The organism is Pseudomonas sp. Irchel s3f7 (genome assembly GCF_900187615.1).
Lineage (GTDB): Bacteria > Pseudomonadota > Gammaproteobacteria > Pseudomonadales > Pseudomonadaceae > Aquipseudomonas.
The window spans coordinates 32,434-48,189 of sequence record NZ_FYDO01000009.1 but is presented as its reverse complement, the minus strand read 5'-3'; the positions used below and the strand labels follow the sequence as shown (position 1 = coordinate 48,189).

Below are 15,756 nucleotides of genomic sequence, written 5' to 3'. Positions count from 1 at the left end.
ACGCATTCACCACTCGATGCGCGAAGTGGCTTCGGCGGCTGTAGGCGTCAATGAAGGCGCCCGCCGTGTGTTGGTGGCGTCGAACTCGTCGCTGAGCAATTTCGACGATCAATCCACCCGTACCAACAGCGTGGCCGCGGCCATCAACCAATTGGGCGCCGCCGCCCAGGAGATTGCCCATAACGCGTCCGATGCCTCGCAGCAGGCGTCGTCCGCACGGCAACAAGCCGAGGATGGTCGTCAGGTCGTGCAGCGCACGATTGAGGTGATGAGCGAGCTGTCGGGCAAGATCAGTGCGTCGTGCGCCAACATCGAAGTGCTCAACGACAAGACCGTGAACATCGGGCAGATCCTTGAGGTGATCAAGGGCATCTCGCAGCAGACCAATTTGCTGGCGCTCAATGCCGCGATTGAAGCGGCGCGAGCCGGTGAAGCGGGCCGTGGGTTTGCCGTGGTCGCAGACGAAGTGCGCAGCCTGGCCGGCCGCACCCAGACCTCGGCGCTGGAGATCCAGCAGATGATCGAGGAGCTGCAAGTGGGCGCACGGGATTCAGTCACCACCATGACCGAAAGCCAGCAGCACAGCGAAGAAAGCGTCACCATCGCCAACCTCGCCGGCACCCGCCTGGGCAGCGTGACCCAACGCATCGGCCAGATCGACAACGTCAACCAGTCTGTCGCGGCGGCCACCGAGGAACAGACCGCGGTGGTCGAGGCGTTGAATATCGATATCACCCAGATCAACACCCTGAACCAGCAAGGGGTGGAGAACCTGCAAGCGACATTGCGTGCTTGTACCGAGCTGGAGCAACAGGCTGGACGGTTGAATCAGTTGGTGGGGAGTTTTCGGATCTGAGATTAGCGTTGCCTGACCCGACGCCTTCGCCAGCAAGCCGGCTCCTACGAGGATCTGCAGTGAACACAAAATCCGTGTACGTCACCTAAAATCTGGCACCCACAACCAACCACATGGCATGCGCGCAAACATGCCGTTGCGCACCTCGGGCGTAGTATCGAAGCCGACCTCAGGGCCTACCTGCTTCTGGGTTGCCTTGCCAGACAACGCTCAAACCCCTCCATTTCTCACTAAAACAATAAATCGACCTTCGGGTCGCGGGAGACTTCTGTGCTTAAGAAAAGTGCGCTGGGCTGGCCAAAGATCGCCGGCCTCGGAATTGCGTTGGTGGTGGCCGGGCAGTTTTCCGGTTGGAATTTCGGGCTGATGGCCGGTGGCTGGCTGAATATGCTGATCGCCACGCTGTTGATGGCCCTGCTCTGCGGCGGGCTGGCGTTGTGCGTGGCGGAACTGTCCACCGCACTGCCCAGCGCTGGCGGCGTCTTCGTCTATGCGCAAAGTGCCTTCGGGCCGTTCGTGGGTTATCTGGTCGGCGTGGCGTGCGCGCTGGCCCTGACCATCGGCACTGGCGCGGCGGCAACTTTCATCTGCGCCTACACCGAGTCGATTTTCGGCCTCGGCGGCTGGCCGGTGAAGATCGCCCTGTTCGCGGTGATCATCGGCATCCACATGCGCGGCGTCGGTGAGGCCATGGGCCTGACCTTTATTGCCGGCGTGATTGCGGTCGTTGCACTGCTCACGTTTGGCGTAGCCATGGCGCCCCATGTCGAATTGACCCATTTGCTGACATTGCCCGCCAACGTCGCCACACCGGTCAGCCTCGGCGGCATCTTCGCTTGTGTGCCGTTCGCCATCTGGCTGTTCATCACCGTCGAACAAACCGGTTCGGCAGCCGAGGAAGCACACAACCCCGGCCGCACCATGCCACGCGGCATTCTGGCGGCCATCGGCACGTTGCTGGTGACCGCACTGGTGGTACTGGTCTGCGCACCGGGCGCGGGGGGTGTTGAACTGGTCGGTTCAGCGGGTGATCCGCTGTACGCCGCGATGTCCAGCAACAGTGCCTTCGGTGAAGGTTCGTGGCTGGCCAAGGTGATTGGCTGCGGCGCGGTGTTCGGCCTGATCGCGACCTTCTTCTCGCTGGTCTACGCCGCTTCCCGCCAGCTGTTTGCCATGGCCCGCGATGGCTTGTTCCCGCAATGGCTGGGCAAGACCGGCAAGCGCGGCACGCCCTACCTGGCGCTGTTGCTGATCGGCGTGATCGGCCTGCCGCTGTCGGAAGTCGACCCGGCCACTGTGATGCTCGCAGTCGTGCTGCTGCTCAACGTTTGCTACCTGTTCATCTTCGGCGCGTACCTGCACATCAAACGCAACCAACCGGACCTGCCACGGCCATTCACCCTGGTCGGCGGCAAACTGGTTGCCTGGCTCGGCCTGGCCCTGACGCTGGTGGTGATCGCCGCCTGCTTCCAGCTCGACATGCTGATGCTGATCGCCCTCGCGGTGACCTTCACCCTGTGCATCTTCAACTACCTGCTGCGCAACCGTCGCACCACCGCCATCGAGGTTCCAGACCATGCCTGAAGACACTCTCCTGCAACGCCGCCATCGCGTGCTCGGCAGCGCTTCGCCACTGTTCTACGATAAACCTCTGCACCTGGTGCGCGGCGAAGGCGTCTGGCTGTTCGACGTCGACGGCCGCCGCTACCTCGACGTCTACAACAACGTGCCCTGCGTCGGTCACTGCAACCCCCACGTGACCGAGGCCATGCACCGCCAGGCCACCACGTTGAACATCCACACTCGCTACCTGGATGAGCAAGTGGTGCGCTATGCCGAGCGCTTGACCGCGACGTTCGCAGCGCCGCTGGACACCGCGATGTTCACTTGCACCGGCAGCGAAGCCAACGAACTGGCGCTGCGCCTGGCGCGGTTCGCCAGTGGCGGCACCGGGATCATCGTCAGCGACTACAACTACCACGGCAACTCGGCGTCGCTGGCCGAAGTCACCACTGCCCTGCCCTCGCCGGAACCGTTTGCCGCCCATGCTCGCGCGGTGCCGATTCCATGCCTGTACCACGCACCGGCCGGCACCACGGAAGCGCAACTGGCCGAGGAATATGCGGCGAATATCGCGGCGGCCATTGCGTCGATGCAGGCCCAGGGCATTCGCCCCGCCGCGTTGCTGATCGACACCCTGTTCGCCAACGAAGGCCTTCCACGGGTGCCGACTAGTTTCGTCAACAAAGCCGCGGCGTTGATCCGCGCTGCCGGCGGCCTGTTTATCGCCGACGAAGTGCAGTCCGGTTTCGGTCGTACCGGCGATCACCTGTGGGGCCACCAGGCCCATGGCGTGGTGCCGGACATCGTCACCCTCGGCAAACCGATGGGTAACGGTTATCCCCTGGCCGGGTTGATCACCCACAAGGCGCTGGTCGAATCCTTCGGCCGCCATGCCATGTACTTCAACACCTTTGGCGGCTCGCCGGTCGCGGCAGCGGTCGGCATGGCCGTGCTGGATGTGATTGAACAGCAGCTGCTGCTGCAAAACGCGCAAAACGTCGGCGCTTATGTGCAACAACGCCTGCAAGTGCTGGCGGGCAAGCACTCGATCATCGGCGATGTGCGGGGCAAGGGCCTGTTCTTCGCCATGGAACTGGTACGCGACCACGCCAGCAAGGAGCCGGCCGGGCTGGAGGCGCGCAAAGTGGTGAACGACATGCGCGAAAACGGCGTGCTGATCAGCAAGATCGGCGCCGGCGACAACATTCTCAAGCTGCGTCCGCCGCTGGTGTTCAGCCGCGACGACGCCGACCTGTTCGTTGAAACGCTGGACAACGCGCTCAGCGCGATTTGAGGCCCTGCCATGACTGAGTTCAACACCCTGCCCCACGACCAGCAAGTCGCCCGCCTGCACGACCTGGCACGCCATGCCTTGCTGCAATGGGAAGGCGATTTCGCTGACCTGGAGCTGGTGAAATTCCGCGAAAACGCGGTGTTCTCCGCCCGCCGCCACGACGGCCAGCGCGTGGCCCTGCGTATTCATCGAAACGGTTATCACTGCGAGGCTGCATTGCGTTCCGAGCTGCAATGGATGGAGGCGCTGGGCTCGGCCGGCATTACCGTGCCGCAGATCATCCGCGCGCAGGATCAACGCCACCTGATCGAAGTCACCCACCTGGCCATCGGCGAAGCGCGTCACATCGACATGCTCGCCTGGCTACCGGGCGCGACGGCCGGCACTTCCGAGGCAGGGGTGCAGGCCGGTACCGAAATCGATTTCCTGTTCAACGAGGCCGGGGCGATTGCCGCGCGCATTCACCTGCATTCGGCGCAGTGGCAGCAGCCGGACGAGTTTGTCCGGCACGCCTGGGATGAAGAAGGCTTGATCGGCGCCACCCCATTCTGGGGACGGTTTTGGGAACTGGAACAGCTCAGTGACGAGCAACGCGACTTGCTGCAACAGGCCCGGCGCACGGCGCGTAAGGACTTGCGCCAATACGGTCGGCACCTGGGCAACTTCGGCATGATTCACGCCGACCTGGTGCCGGAAAACCTGCTGATCGAAGGCCCGCAACTGCGCCTGATCGACTTCGACGATGCCGGATTTGGCTGGCACATGTTCGAACTGGCCACGGCATTGTACTTCTGCCTGGATGATCCGCGTTTTGAGCAGATGAAGGCCGCGTTGCTGGACGGTTACCACGCGGTCAAGCCGCTGACCGAGGCCGATCGCAAGACCCTGGCACTGTTCCTGATGCTGCGAGGCACCACGTACCTGGGCTGGATTCACACCCGCCAGGGCACGCCGACAGCGATTGAATTGGCACCGATGCTGATTGAGCGCGCGTGCGGGCTGGCGCGGGAGTATTTACAGATTTGATGCACCGCCATCGCGAGCAGGCTCACTCCTGCAGAACACAGCCGCCCCCTATAGGAGTGAGCCTGCTCGCGATGGGGCCATCAAACCCACCTTCGGTCCAGCTCAAGACGCCCCCACCGCCAGCGGCTTGTTCAACTCCCCGATCTTCTCCAGCCGCGCCCGAACGATGTTGCGGCTGATGTTCAGCAACCGCCCGGTCTGCAACTGGTTGCCATGGCAGAACCGGTAGGCGGCGCGAAAAATGGTCTCCTCGATGTGTTCGTAAAGGTCTGGAATGTTCTGTTCAAACAGCGCATTGAGTGCCGCTTCCAGATCCACTGGCCCGGCAATCGCAGGGCTTGTCTGTACTGATTGCTCCTGCTCATGACGGATGCCCGAAGAGCGCATGTCCACCAGGTGCAGATCAGCCGGCGCGACGCGTTGATTGCGGCACACGAGCAAGGCATGGTGAATGGAATTTTCCAGTTCACGGATGTTGCCCGGCCAGCTGTGTTCCAGCAGCTTGCGCTCCGCTTCTTCACTCAATGTGGCGCGGTTATAGCCCAGTCGCTGGCAATGCTCTTCGAGGAAAAACTCGGCCAGTGGCAGGATATCGCCCGGTCGCTCGCGCAAGGGTGGCAGGCGGATCGTGGCGACGTGCAGTCGGTAGAACAGGTCCTCGCGAAAATGCCCGGCAACCACCGCATCCGCCAGGTTCACGTTGGTCGCGGCCACCAGTCGAACGTTGATTGGAATCGGCGTGCGCGAACCCAGGCGCACGACTTCACGCTCCTGTAGAACGCGCAATAATTTGACCTGCATGTTCAGCGGTAGATCACCGATTTCATCGAGAAACAACGTGCCGCCATTGGCCGCTTCGAACCACCCGGCCTTGGTCGTGGTAGCGCCGGTAAACGCACCTTTTTCATGGCCGAACAGTTCGCTCTCCACCAGGGTTTCGGCGAAGGCGCCGCAGTTGACGGCAACGAAAGGCTCTCGTCCCCTGCGACTCAAATGGTGGATGTGCCGCGCGACCAACTCCTTGCCGGTGCCGGTCTCGCCGATGATCAGCGTATTGGCTTCACTCGGGGCCAGGCGCTCGATACGACTGAGCAGTTCCTGTGAGCGCGGGTCCTTGAACACCAGAACGGTGGCCCGCACCGACTTGGTCAATTCACGGGCATTTGGATGAGTGATCAGCGACATGGTGCATTCCTGGCAGTAAAAGCGCGTGCTTAATATTGCATGAAGATTATTAGACTAAATAATTATTAATTATTCTTTATATATTCCATTGAGGAATATAAAGCAAAACTGCTAGTGCCTTGTTGCTGGAGCAGCAATTTGCCCCCATTGCCTTGCTTGCAGATCAACACCCTGCGCACGGCCCCGCCACCGGCCGGCGCGCCACACGCCCCGCCCTGCAAGGCCTGCAGCGTTTTTTTCGCGCAATGGCATGCAATCTGCTCTCTCCCCTCCCAACACAACACATTCTTTGCAGGAGCTGGCTTGCCGGCGATAGCGCTCATACCGGCAACACACGGCTCAACGGCCCCATCGCCGGCAAGCCGGCTCCTACAGGAGCGTGTTTAGGGGAACGCGGATGTGATGACTTTGGAAATCGAATCGGGGACATTTCAATGAAAAAATTCTGGCGCAACAGCCTGGTCGCCTTGACCGGGATTCTGCTCACGGCCACTGCACTTGCCGAACAGGCACCCGCCTCGGTAAAGATCGCCATCGTCGCGTACACCCAGGGGGGTAAACCGGTGTTCGGTGGTATCGCCGGGCGCGTAATCGAAGATGGCTGGCTTGAGCAGCAATTGAATCAGCGCGGGGTCAAACTTGACTGGATCGCCCTGCCCCACGCTGGCGCCGGCCCGCAGATCAACGAAGGCTTCAGCAACAACAGCATCGACTTCGCGGTGCGCGGCGACCTGCCTTCGGTCATTGCCGGTGCTGGTGGCGTGCCGGGCAAGCTGATCGTCCCGGGTGGCAGCGGCAACAATATCTACCTGGTAGTGCCGGCAGGTTCCACCGCCAAGAGCATTGAGGACCTCAAAGGCAAGCGCCTGGCTCTGCATCGCGGGCGCCCTTGGGAGTTCGCCTTCAGCAACTTCCTCGCCAGCAAAGGCTTGAAGCTCGACGATTTCAAAATCGCCAACCTCAACCCGCAAGTCGGCGCGGCCGCCGTGTCCGCGGGCAAGGTCGACGCTGCGGTGCTGCTCAGCGAGGCCTATGCGCTGGAAGATAAAGGCGTAGGCAAGATCATCTGGTCAACCAAACAAGGCGCAAACGACTGGCGCCTGATCTCCGACCTGTGGGGCACCGACCTCTTTGTCGCGCAGCATCCGGACATCACGCAGCTGCTGGCCACCGCCTGGGTCAAGGCCGCCTGGTGGATTTCCCAGGAGCAGAATCAGGACGCCTACTACCAACTCTCCTCCCGCGCCGGCACCGCCGAAAGCGTGCTGCGCCGCGATGACCAAAACGATCCCGTGGCCTGGAAAGAGCGCTGGGCACCGAAAAGCGACCTGCAACTCAAGGCGCACTACCAGGCACTGACCGAGTACGCGCTGGCCAATCACCTGATCCGCGACAACTACGACATCACCCCATCGTTGGCCACCGGCTTCACCCGCCAGGCGCTGATCGACCTGAAGCTCACCGACTACTGGCCGGCCCTGCGTGGCCAGGTCAGCAACAATCCATAAATAGGGAAATCCTGATGAAACTGCCGCAAAAATTCGTCTTCGGTTTGAGTGTCCTGGCGCTGTCCATCACAGCCATGGCGGCCGGCACACACGCACCAAAACCCGATTCGCAACAAGGTGACGGCCGTGTCTCGGCGTTCTATACCTGGCAAGAAATCATCCCGGCTACGCCTGGCAAACTGCTGCGTAGCGAGCCGTTGGAAAAGACCCTTAGCCTGCCCAACGCCGCCAGTGCGCAACGAATTCTCTACACCTCCACCGACGGCATCGACAACAAGACCCCGATCGTGGTCTCCGGCACCTTGTTCCTGCCCAAGGGCAAGGCACCTGCCGGCGGTTGGCCGGTCGCCAGTTGGGGCCATGGCACCGTCGGTGTAGCGGACGTTTGCGCGCCGTCGTGGCAAGGCCGCTCCTATCGGGACGTGCAGTACCTCAGCCGCTGGCTGGACGAAGGTTATGCCATTGTCGCCACCGATTATCAGGGCCTTGGCGTACCCGGTGGGCACCCGTTGCTGAACAATCGCATGGCGGCCTACGGCATTCTCGATGCGGCCAAAGCCGTGGTCGCCGGTGTTCCGGGGCTGGCCAACAAAGTGCTGATCGTCGGGCAGTCCCAAGGGGGCGCGGGCGCCTTCGCCTCCGCCGCCTACGCACCGACTTATGCGCCGGACCTCGGTGTCAAAGGCAGCATCGGCACCGGCGTGATCTACACCGTGGGTGCGAAAAACGTCGGTGAACAGGACGTCAACAAGGTCGACGCGTCCCTCGCCTACGGTTTCTACACCTTGCTGGCGGCGCAGCAGTACGACCCGAGCATCAACCCCAAGGATTTCTACACCGACAAGGCGCTGCCACTGTTCGAGCAAGCCCGCACCAGCTGCCTGGCGGCCCTGGTCAGCGATGTGGTCGGCGTCGGCCTGACACCGGCCAATGCCAAAAAAGACTACCAGGGCGACCAGCTCGCGGCGTGGCAGAAGCAAGTGTCCTACCCGACGCTGAAGTTGGCCCAGCCGATCTTCATCGGCACCGGCGCCGAAGACAAAACCCCGGCGGCCTCAACCCAGGTCGCGCTGATGCAGGACGCCTGCAAGACCGGCTCAGTGGTTGAGGGCCATCTCTACAAAGGGCTGGGTCATAGCGAAACGGTCAACGCCTCCCTCAAGGATTCGGTGCCGTTCGCCCACAAGGTCATCAACGGTCAGCCCATCACCCCCATCTGCAACCCCAGCGTGCAGTGAGACGGAGCCCTCGACATGAGCATTGAATTTTTCACTCGCCTGCCTCTGCATGGCGAAACCCAGTTCCTGCCCGGCGACCCGCGCAACCGTGGTGACTGGCATCGTGGCGGGCCGAGCACCGGCGCGGTCTCGGGCTTCAGCGTCGGCGATCACTTCACCTACATCGACTACCTCGGGCAAATCGCCAAGGCTGCGGAAATCAATGGCTTCGGCGGTGCCCTGATGGTCAATGCGCCCACCGGCGAAGAACCCTGGACCGTCTGCTCGCTGCTGGCCCGGGAAACCCGCACGCTGAAATTCGTCACAGCATTCCAGCCCTATCACTACACGCCGTGGGTGGCGGTGCAGCAGGCCGCGACCTATCAGCGCGCCACCGGAAACCGCCTGGTCTGGAACATCATCAACGGCGGCTCGGATGCGATTCAGCGCCAGGTCGGTGACTTCAGCGATCACGATGAGCGTTATGAGCGGGCCATCGAGTTCATGGACGTGGTCAAGGGTTATTGGCACAACGAGAACTTCCACTACGAGGGCAAATTCTATAAAGCCGAAGGGGGTGGCTTGCGCGGGCCGCTGAAGAAGGCCGAGCTGCCACTGATCTGCACCGCGGGCTCATCGATCCCGGCTCGGGAGTTCGCGGCCAAACACGCCGACTTTTATCTGATGCGCGCCGAGCATCCGGATGAAATTGCCGCGTTGATTGCCGACATTCGTGAGCGTGCCCTGAAGTACGGGCGCACCGATATTCGCTTCGGCTTGTCGATCGATGTCATTACCCGGGAAACCGAAGAACTGGCCCGTACCGAAGCCAAGCGGTTCTTCGACGAAGGCATCGCCAGGGGCGCGGTCAAGGCAGTGGCAGCCCATGCCGGGCTGCGCACCGCACGCAAGCTCAGCTATGAAAACCAGTTCGCGCAAAAGACCGAAACCCAAAGCTTCGACGACTTCTTCATCCACCCCAACGTCTGGACAGGTTTTGGCTACATCGGCATCCCGCCGGGCTGTGCCCTGGTCGGCAGCTACGAGAATGTCGTGGCGCGGATCCGCGAGTACAACGCCATCGGCATCGATCTGTTCTTCCTGGCCGGCTACCCGCACCTGGAAGAAGCCTATCGCTTGGGTGAACACGTCCTGCCGCACTTTCGCAGCGACCGTGTAGAGCTCAGTCGCCCTGCCGAAGCGCCGCTGGAGTTGCGTTCCGCCAACGGTCCGACCGGAGCCTGATGCCATGAGCGACGATCACTCATTGTTCAGCCGCCGGGATTTTCTCGGCCACAGCGCGCTGCTTGGCGGTGGCTTGCTGCTCGGTGGCGGCCTGCTCGCGGGCTGCGGCCCGAGCAGCGAAAAGCCAACCGCCAGCGCCACTGCCGACAATCAGCCGCGGTATGGCGGACGTCTGCGCCTGGGCATTCTCGACGGCAATCAGAGCGGTAACCTCGACGCGCACAAACCCATCGGCAGTGGCATCGTTCGCGGCTTTGCTCTCTACAGCAAGTTGTGGGAATGGGACGAGCAAATGCAACCGCGTCTGGCCCTGGCCGAATTCGCCGAGCCGAATGCCGATGCCAGCAGCTGGACATTGCGCCTGCGTCCGGACCTGGAATTTCACCATGGCAAAACCATCGACGCCGATGACCTGATGTTCTCCATTCGCCGCCTCACCGATCCACAACTGGCCTCGCCCTACGCCGCGCTGCTGCACTGGGTGGACCGCGACAACCTGGTCAAACTCGATTCGCGCACCGTGCGCCTGAACTTTCGTGAGGGCCGCAGCTACATGCCGCTGGCGGAAACCTGGGTCAACTTTGGCGGGATCGTGCCGGTGGACTATCACCCAGTGACCAACCCGGTGGGCGCAGGCCCGTACAAACTGAAAAGTTTCACCCCCGGCCAGCGTTCACTGTTCACGCGGTTCGAGAATTACTACAAGGATGGCAAGCCCTACGCCGATGAGCTGGAAATCATCGACTTCAAGGATCAGGTTTCGCGCTTGGCGGCCCTGCGTTCCGGGCAGATCGACATGGCCAACGTAATGCCCACCGAACAGCTGGAAGTGCTGCAGCGCGACCCACGGTTGAAGGTGCTCAAATCAGTCACCGGTAACTGGTTGTCGTTCGACATGAATCTCGACAAACCGCCGTTTAACGATCCACGGGTACGGGAGGCATTTCGTCTGCTGGCCGACAGGGAGGAACTGGTGCGCCGGGCGCTAAACGGTCAGGGCCGAGTGGCCAACGACCTTTATGCGCCGAGCGATCCGACCTTCAACCACACGCTTGGGCCGCGCCCTCACAACCCGCAACGTGCGGCGCAACTGCTCAAGGAAGCCGGGCATGAAAACCTTGAACTGGAACTGGTGACAACACCCGGTCCGGGGCTGACCTCAGCGTTGGTGCTGGCCGAACAGGCCAAGCGCATCGGTGTCACGCTCAAGGTCAAGCAGGTCGACCTGGCCACGTACCAGGGACCGCTGCGCAACGACTGGACGCTGAGTACCGGCGGCAGCATCGGCGCGCCGTTCCTGGCCAGCGCGATTCACACCGACGCGCCGTTTGCCGTATCGAACAAAACCCATTTCAACGATCCGCAGTTCAGCGAGCTGTTTCTGGCGGCCATGGCCCAACCCGACCTGGAGAAACGCAGGGCGTTGGTCCACCAGGTGCAGCAGATCCAGTACGAACGCGGCGGCATGTTGATCTGGGGTTATGCCGACCTGCTCGACAGCGTCGCCAACCGCGTGGGCGGTGCGGCGGCAGAAGAGTCGCTATTCAGCACCTGGCGCTTTGAAAAGCTCTGGCTGAAAGACACGGCATAACCCACACGGGCGCTGACACCCCACGGTCGACCCTACACCACTGACCTGTAGGAGCCGGCTTGCCGGCGATGGCGTCTCACGGCTGCCATCGCCAGCAAGCCGGCTCCTACAGGGTGGTGGTGGCCGTTATGACGTTTACGCCATTCAATGCATTTATCTATCGAGGCACATTTTCATGCCCTCTATCGGCTTCGTTCGTCCCGCTTCTGGCCATGCTCTGGCATTGGTCATCGTTTCTACCCTGTCGACCGCGACCTTCGCCGCCGACACTCAACTGCAAACCGTCACTGTTCAAGCCAGCGCCGCCGATTCCGACGATGACGCCCTGCCCACCCGGCCCGAGTCTTCGATCTACGGAGGCATCGAAACCAAAGTGCTCGATACTCCGCGCTCGATCACTCAGGTCAATGCCGAACAACTGGCCAACGACCCGATCCGCAGCGCCGACGACCTGGTCAAGTACGCGCCAGGCATCACCCGTGGCGGAGGCCAGAACGCCGGGATCGCACCGCAATTTCGCGCCCAGGGTTCTGAAGTTTTCCAGGACGGCCAGCGCGCTTACGGCGTGCGGCACCCGGCCAACTTCAACGCCTATGAAGGCGCCGACATCGTCGCCGGTCCGTCCTCGGTGACCTATGGCTCGGTGTCCGGTAGTGGTGGCTATGTCAATTACCTGAGCAAGAAACCGAATTTCAATGAGTTCAAAACCAGGCTCAGCGGTGAGCTGGGCACCTGGGTGCCGGACGGTGAATCCCGTGACTCCAGTAAATTCAGCGTCGATAACACCGGCCCACTCAGCGACAACCTGGCCTACCGGATCAGCATCACCAAGCAGCGCCAGGAGGATTTCTACGACAACGTCGACAACAACTTCGACGCGTTCTACGGTGCCCTCGCCTGGCGCAATGACAACGTGCGGGTCGACTGGAATGCCAGTTACGACGACTACTACGACTACAACATCGCCCACGGCTGGAACCGCGCTAACCAGGAGTTGGTGGACAGCGCAAAATACTATGCAGGACGGGCCACGCCGATCATCCAGAACGGCAACACTTTGTGGTCGCCGGTACTCGCCTCCGGGGCGGCTGATGCGCCGACCCTGGGCTGGGTCAAGCGCCAACGGAACGCTCAGGGCCAATACAGCGTGGTCGATGGAAGTTTCCAGTCCGCCTCTCCTAACACACAAACCAAGCCGGGCAGCCTGCGCGGCTGGGTTTATGACCCGTCGCTGGCCGGCAATGGCCTGACCTCCCTGTCCTCCCAAACCGGTCAGCGCGATGAGGATGAAAACACTTCGCGGCGCTTCACCACGCAACTGAGGGCAGAAGCCGATCTGACGCCGACCATCACCCTGGCCAACAACACGTTTTACCAGCGCTCGCGGGACATGACCGACGCCGTCGGCTCTTTCCAGGTGCAGTCCAAGGACAATATTTTCGATAACCGCTTTGAGTTTCGCTCACGCAACGAAACGCAGCTGGGCGGTCTGACCTTGCGTGATGACAGCAATACCGGGCTGATCTACCGTCGTGAGTTCAACCAGTCGATCGCCGCCAACAACAGTTTCGGCTCGACCATCAACGCCTACGACCTGACTCAGGACCCATCGGGCAAGAATCCGGGGGATCTGCTGGGGCTGACCGGTTCCAATCCGGCCGGTGGCAACGCTGCCTGGATCGGCCAGCCCGGTGTACCACAATTCTCCAACTACTATGGCTGGCTGAATCTGCCGGCCATGTACCCGGCCGGTCACGGGCTGTACGCCGAATCCGTCGCGCCTTACACCGCTGAAAGCACCTGGACCACGCAGACGTTGTTCACCCAGCACAACCTGAAATTGGGTGAGCGTGTCGGCCTGAACATCGGCGCCAGCCGCAGCTGGATCGACGCTGAAATCGAAAACCCTTTCGTACTCGCCGGCGGCAACCCGCGCAAGGACAGTGACAACTACCGACTGTTTGCCTTTCAGGTCAGTCCGTACGTAAAGCCCACCGAAAACAGCACGCTGTACTACACCTTTGATCGCTCGTTGGCGGTCAATACCGGGTTCTTCTCCAACGGCCTGGGCTGGGGCAGCGGCGCCGGAGCCAACCTGCTCAACCCGTTAGCGTTCGAAAGCCTCAGCGTGTTGCACGAAGTGGGATTGAAGGTAGAAGCCGTGCCCAACGAGCTGTTCATGACCCTCGCTGCGTTCAAGCAGGAGCGGGATCAGTCACCCGACAGCAACAACAACATTGCGCGACTGGTGATCAAGGGCGTGGAGTCGACCATTCGTTACCAACCTGACGACCACCTGCGCACGGCGTTGAACCTTTCGAAACTCACCGCCTACAACGAATTTGCTTCCCAGTCCGGTTTTGCCTCGGCGGGGTTCATTCCAGACAACGGCACAGTGTTCGGCGACAACAACAGCCTCAACCAGCGACCGTCCGGGCGCTTCGACGCGGTACAGATTCCCGAATACACCGCCAGTGGTTATGTCGACTATCGCTTCGAGTCAGGCTTTGGTGCCGAACTCTCCGGCTGGTGGACCAGCAGCTGGTACCTGAACCTGAGCAAGACCGTGAAAATCCCCGACGAGTACAACCTCGATCTTGCGGTGTACTACCGCCAGCCGCAGTGGAGCACCACGTTGCGCGTACTCAACCTGACGGATGAATTGAACTTCGTCAGCGGCCTGGCCGGGTCCACCAATACCTTCCTGCAACCCATGCCTGGCCGCACTGTGCTGGCCCAGGTCGATTACCAATTCTAAGCCCGCGGCCAAACCGCCTACCGTCCTCAGGAGTGTCCCCATGTCCATTGAATTTGTCGGCATGATTTTTCCTCGCCAATGGTCCGAAACCCGCGGCGTTCGCAGCCCCGACTTCGACCTGGATTTCATCCGCCACCACGCCAGAGCCCACGAGCATGCAGGTTTCGACCGGGTGCTGATCGCCAGCGGCCCGGGCAGCGCCGACAGCTTGCAGATCGCTGCCTACGCCGCCGCTCACACCGAGCGCCTGGGCTTCATGATCGCCCATCGTCCGGCTCTGTCCGCCCCAACCGTCGCCGCCAGAGCCTTTGCGACGCTCGATCACACCACGGGCGGTGGGCGGATTCGCCTGCACGCCATTACCGGCATCACGGCCGAGCCCCAGGAAGGCGACTTCCTGCTGGACAAGACCGAGCGCTACAAACGTACCGATGAGTACCTGGAAATCGTTCGACGCACCTGGACCGCCGAGGAGCCGTTCGACTTCGAGGGACAGTATTTCAACATCAAGGGCGCGTTCTCACCGGTCAAGCCTTTGCAAAAGCCGCACATTCCGATTTCTTTTGGTGGCTCGTCGGACATCGCCTACCAGATCGCCGTCAAGCACGCGGACCTGTACGCATTGTGGGGTGAGCCGTTGAGTGGCGTTGCCGAGCAGATCGGCAAGCTGCGCGCCGCCGCCAGCGCAGCGGGCGTGGAGGCGCCGAAGGTCAGTTTGTCGGTGCGTTTGATCCTTGGTGCCACCGAGGAATTGGCGTGGCAGCGCGCCGAGCAGATTCTTCAACAGATCAAGGCCAACCCGCAGTTCGCAGCCGGCAGCCCCTGGCAAAAACGCATCAAGGGCACCGGCTCCGAACGCCTTCTCGCCGCCGCAGCCCTGGGTGATCGCCATGACCGTGCGCTCTGGATGCCCACCGCCACCGCTGTCGGCGCCTACGGCGACACCACCGCCCTGGTCGGCACCCCGGAAACCGTGGCCCAGGCCTTGCTCGATTACGTCGACCTGGGTGTGACGACCTTCCTCAACCGTGGCTACGATCCGTTCTACGACACCGTTGATTACGGCCGCTGGATCATCCCGGCCGTACGCGAAGAAGCACGCCGCCGCCAGACGCGCGTGGCATAACGACGCCATCGCCAGCAAGCCGGCTCCTACAGAACCGTGTTCACAACGATCCCTTGTAGGAGCTGGCTTGCCAGCGATGACGGCGGCACATCCACCATCGCATCGCCAACAAGCCGGCTCCTACAAAACTGTGTTCACAACCATCCCTTGTAGGAGCTGGCTTGCCAGCGATGACGGCGGCACATCCACCATCGCAATCGCCAGCAAGCCGGCGCCTACAGAACCGTGTTCACAACCAGCCCTTGTAGGAGCTGGCTTGCCAGCGATGACGGCGGCACATCCACCATCGCAATCGCCAGCAAGCCGGCGCCTACAGAACCGTGTTCACAACCAGCCCTTGTAGGAGCTGGCTTGCCAGCGATGACGGCGGCACATCCACCATCGCAT

The 15,756-nt window shown here is 61.8% G+C and carries 12 protein-coding genes; 10 read left to right on the top strand and 2 right to left on the bottom strand.

All coding sequences use genetic code 11. From position 1 onward, the window contains the following. Positions 1-16 precede the first annotated feature (16 nt). From CKW19_RS29455 to CKW19_RS09745, 4 genes are all read left to right on the top strand, one after another. Positions 17-856 (top strand): methyl-accepting chemotaxis protein, encoded by an 840-nt coding sequence (locus CKW19_RS29455; RefSeq protein WP_371856342.1) that lies wholly within the window; start codon positions 17-19, stop codon positions 854-856. 270 nt (positions 857-1,126) lie between these two features. Then, the gene (locus CKW19_RS09755; RefSeq protein WP_095057717.1) at positions 1,127-2,440 is read left to right on the top strand and encodes an amino acid permease; all 1,314 of its coding nucleotides are present in this window, start codon (positions 1,127-1,129) and stop codon (positions 2,438-2,440) included. Beyond that, positions 2,433-3,713 (top strand): aspartate aminotransferase family protein, encoded by a 1,281-nt coding sequence (locus tag CKW19_RS09750; protein WP_095057716.1) that lies wholly within the window; start codon positions 2,433-2,435, stop codon positions 3,711-3,713. The genes CKW19_RS09755 and CKW19_RS09750 overlap by 8 nt, the downstream gene beginning before the upstream one ends. Before the next feature lie 9 nt (positions 3,714-3,722). Then, a complete protein-coding gene (locus CKW19_RS09745; RefSeq protein WP_095057715.1) occupies positions 3,723-4,739 on the top strand; it encodes a phosphotransferase enzyme family protein in 1,017 nt (338 codons plus the stop codon). A 102-nt stretch (positions 4,740-4,841) separates the two neighbouring features. Here CKW19_RS09745 and CKW19_RS09740 read toward each other — a convergent pair whose 3' ends face one another. Together CKW19_RS09740 and CKW19_RS09735 are read right to left on the bottom strand one after the other, a co-directional pair. Beyond that, a complete protein-coding gene (locus CKW19_RS09740) occupies positions 4,842-5,924 on the bottom strand; it encodes a sigma-54-dependent Fis family transcriptional regulator (RefSeq protein WP_095057714.1) in 1,083 nt (360 codons plus the stop codon). Positions 5,925-5,989: 65 nt separating this feature from the next. Beyond that, the gene (locus CKW19_RS09735; protein ID WP_095057713.1) at positions 5,990-6,247 is read right to left on the bottom strand and encodes a hypothetical protein; all 258 of its coding nucleotides are present in this window, start codon (positions 6,245-6,247) and stop codon (positions 5,990-5,992) included. 111 nt (positions 6,248-6,358) lie between these two features. Between CKW19_RS09735 and CKW19_RS09730 the strand changes: the two genes are divergently transcribed. The 6 genes from CKW19_RS09730 to CKW19_RS09705 all read left to right on the top strand — a co-directional run bounded on the left by CKW19_RS09730 (position 6,359) and on the right by CKW19_RS09705 (position 15,369). Next, a complete protein-coding gene (locus CKW19_RS09730; protein WP_095057712.1) occupies positions 6,359-7,432 on the top strand; it encodes an ABC transporter substrate-binding protein in 1,074 nt (357 codons plus the stop codon). A 14-nt stretch (positions 7,433-7,446) separates the two neighbouring features. Next, complete coding sequence (locus CKW19_RS09725) at positions 7,447-8,670, top strand: lipase family protein (protein ID WP_095057711.1); 1,224 nt, start codon at positions 7,447-7,449, stop codon at positions 8,668-8,670. 15 nt (positions 8,671-8,685) lie between these two features. Beyond that, complete coding sequence (locus CKW19_RS09720; RefSeq protein WP_095057710.1) at positions 8,686-9,894, top strand: LLM class flavin-dependent oxidoreductase; 1,209 nt, start codon at positions 8,686-8,688, stop codon at positions 9,892-9,894. A 4-nt stretch (positions 9,895-9,898) separates the two neighbouring features. Next, on the top strand, positions 9,899-11,485 hold the full coding sequence (locus CKW19_RS09715) for an ABC transporter substrate-binding protein (RefSeq protein WP_095057709.1): 1,587 nt from the start codon (positions 9,899-9,901) through the stop codon (positions 11,483-11,485). A gap of 175 nt (positions 11,486-11,660) precedes the next feature. Further along, positions 11,661-14,243: a TonB-dependent receptor plug domain-containing protein gene (locus CKW19_RS09710; protein WP_095057708.1), complete on the top strand. Its 2,583-nt coding sequence runs from the start codon at positions 11,661-11,663 to the stop codon at positions 14,241-14,243. A gap of 40 nt (positions 14,244-14,283) precedes the next feature. Next, entirely contained in the window at positions 14,284-15,369 is a 1,086-nt protein-coding gene (locus CKW19_RS09705) for an LLM class flavin-dependent oxidoreductase (RefSeq protein WP_095057707.1), read from the top strand. Positions 15,370-15,756 lie beyond the last annotated feature (387 nt).

Excerpts from the sequence above, each read along its gene's own strand:
- CKW19_RS29455 (WP_371856342.1), top strand. The coding sequence starts at position 17 with ATGCGCGAAGTGGCTTCGGCGGCTGTAGGCGTCAATGAAGGCGCCCGC.
- CKW19_RS09750 (WP_095057716.1), top strand. The coding sequence starts at position 2,433 with ATGCCTGAAGACACTCTCCTGCAACGCCGCCATCGCGTGCTCGGCAGC.
- CKW19_RS09745 (WP_095057715.1), top strand. The coding sequence starts at position 3,723 with ATGACTGAGTTCAACACCCTGCCCCACGACCAGCAAGTCGCCCGCCTG.
- CKW19_RS09740 (WP_095057714.1), bottom strand. The coding sequence starts at position 5,924 with ATGTCGCTGATCACTCATCCAAATGCCCGTGAATTGACCAAGTCGGTG.
- CKW19_RS09735 (WP_095057713.1), bottom strand. The coding sequence starts at position 6,247 with ATGAGCGCTATCGCCGGCAAGCCAGCTCCTGCAAAGAATGTGTTGTGT.
- CKW19_RS09730 (WP_095057712.1), top strand. The coding sequence starts at position 6,359 with ATGAAAAAATTCTGGCGCAACAGCCTGGTCGCCTTGACCGGGATTCTG.
- CKW19_RS09725 (WP_095057711.1), top strand. The coding sequence starts at position 7,447 with ATGAAACTGCCGCAAAAATTCGTCTTCGGTTTGAGTGTCCTGGCGCTG.
- CKW19_RS09720 (WP_095057710.1), top strand. The coding sequence starts at position 8,686 with ATGAGCATTGAATTTTTCACTCGCCTGCCTCTGCATGGCGAAACCCAG.
- CKW19_RS09715 (WP_095057709.1), top strand. The coding sequence starts at position 9,899 with ATGAGCGACGATCACTCATTGTTCAGCCGCCGGGATTTTCTCGGCCAC.
- CKW19_RS09710 (WP_095057708.1), top strand. The coding sequence starts at position 11,661 with ATGCCCTCTATCGGCTTCGTTCGTCCCGCTTCTGGCCATGCTCTGGCA.
- CKW19_RS09705 (WP_095057707.1), top strand. The coding sequence starts at position 14,284 with ATGTCCATTGAATTTGTCGGCATGATTTTTCCTCGCCAATGGTCCGAA.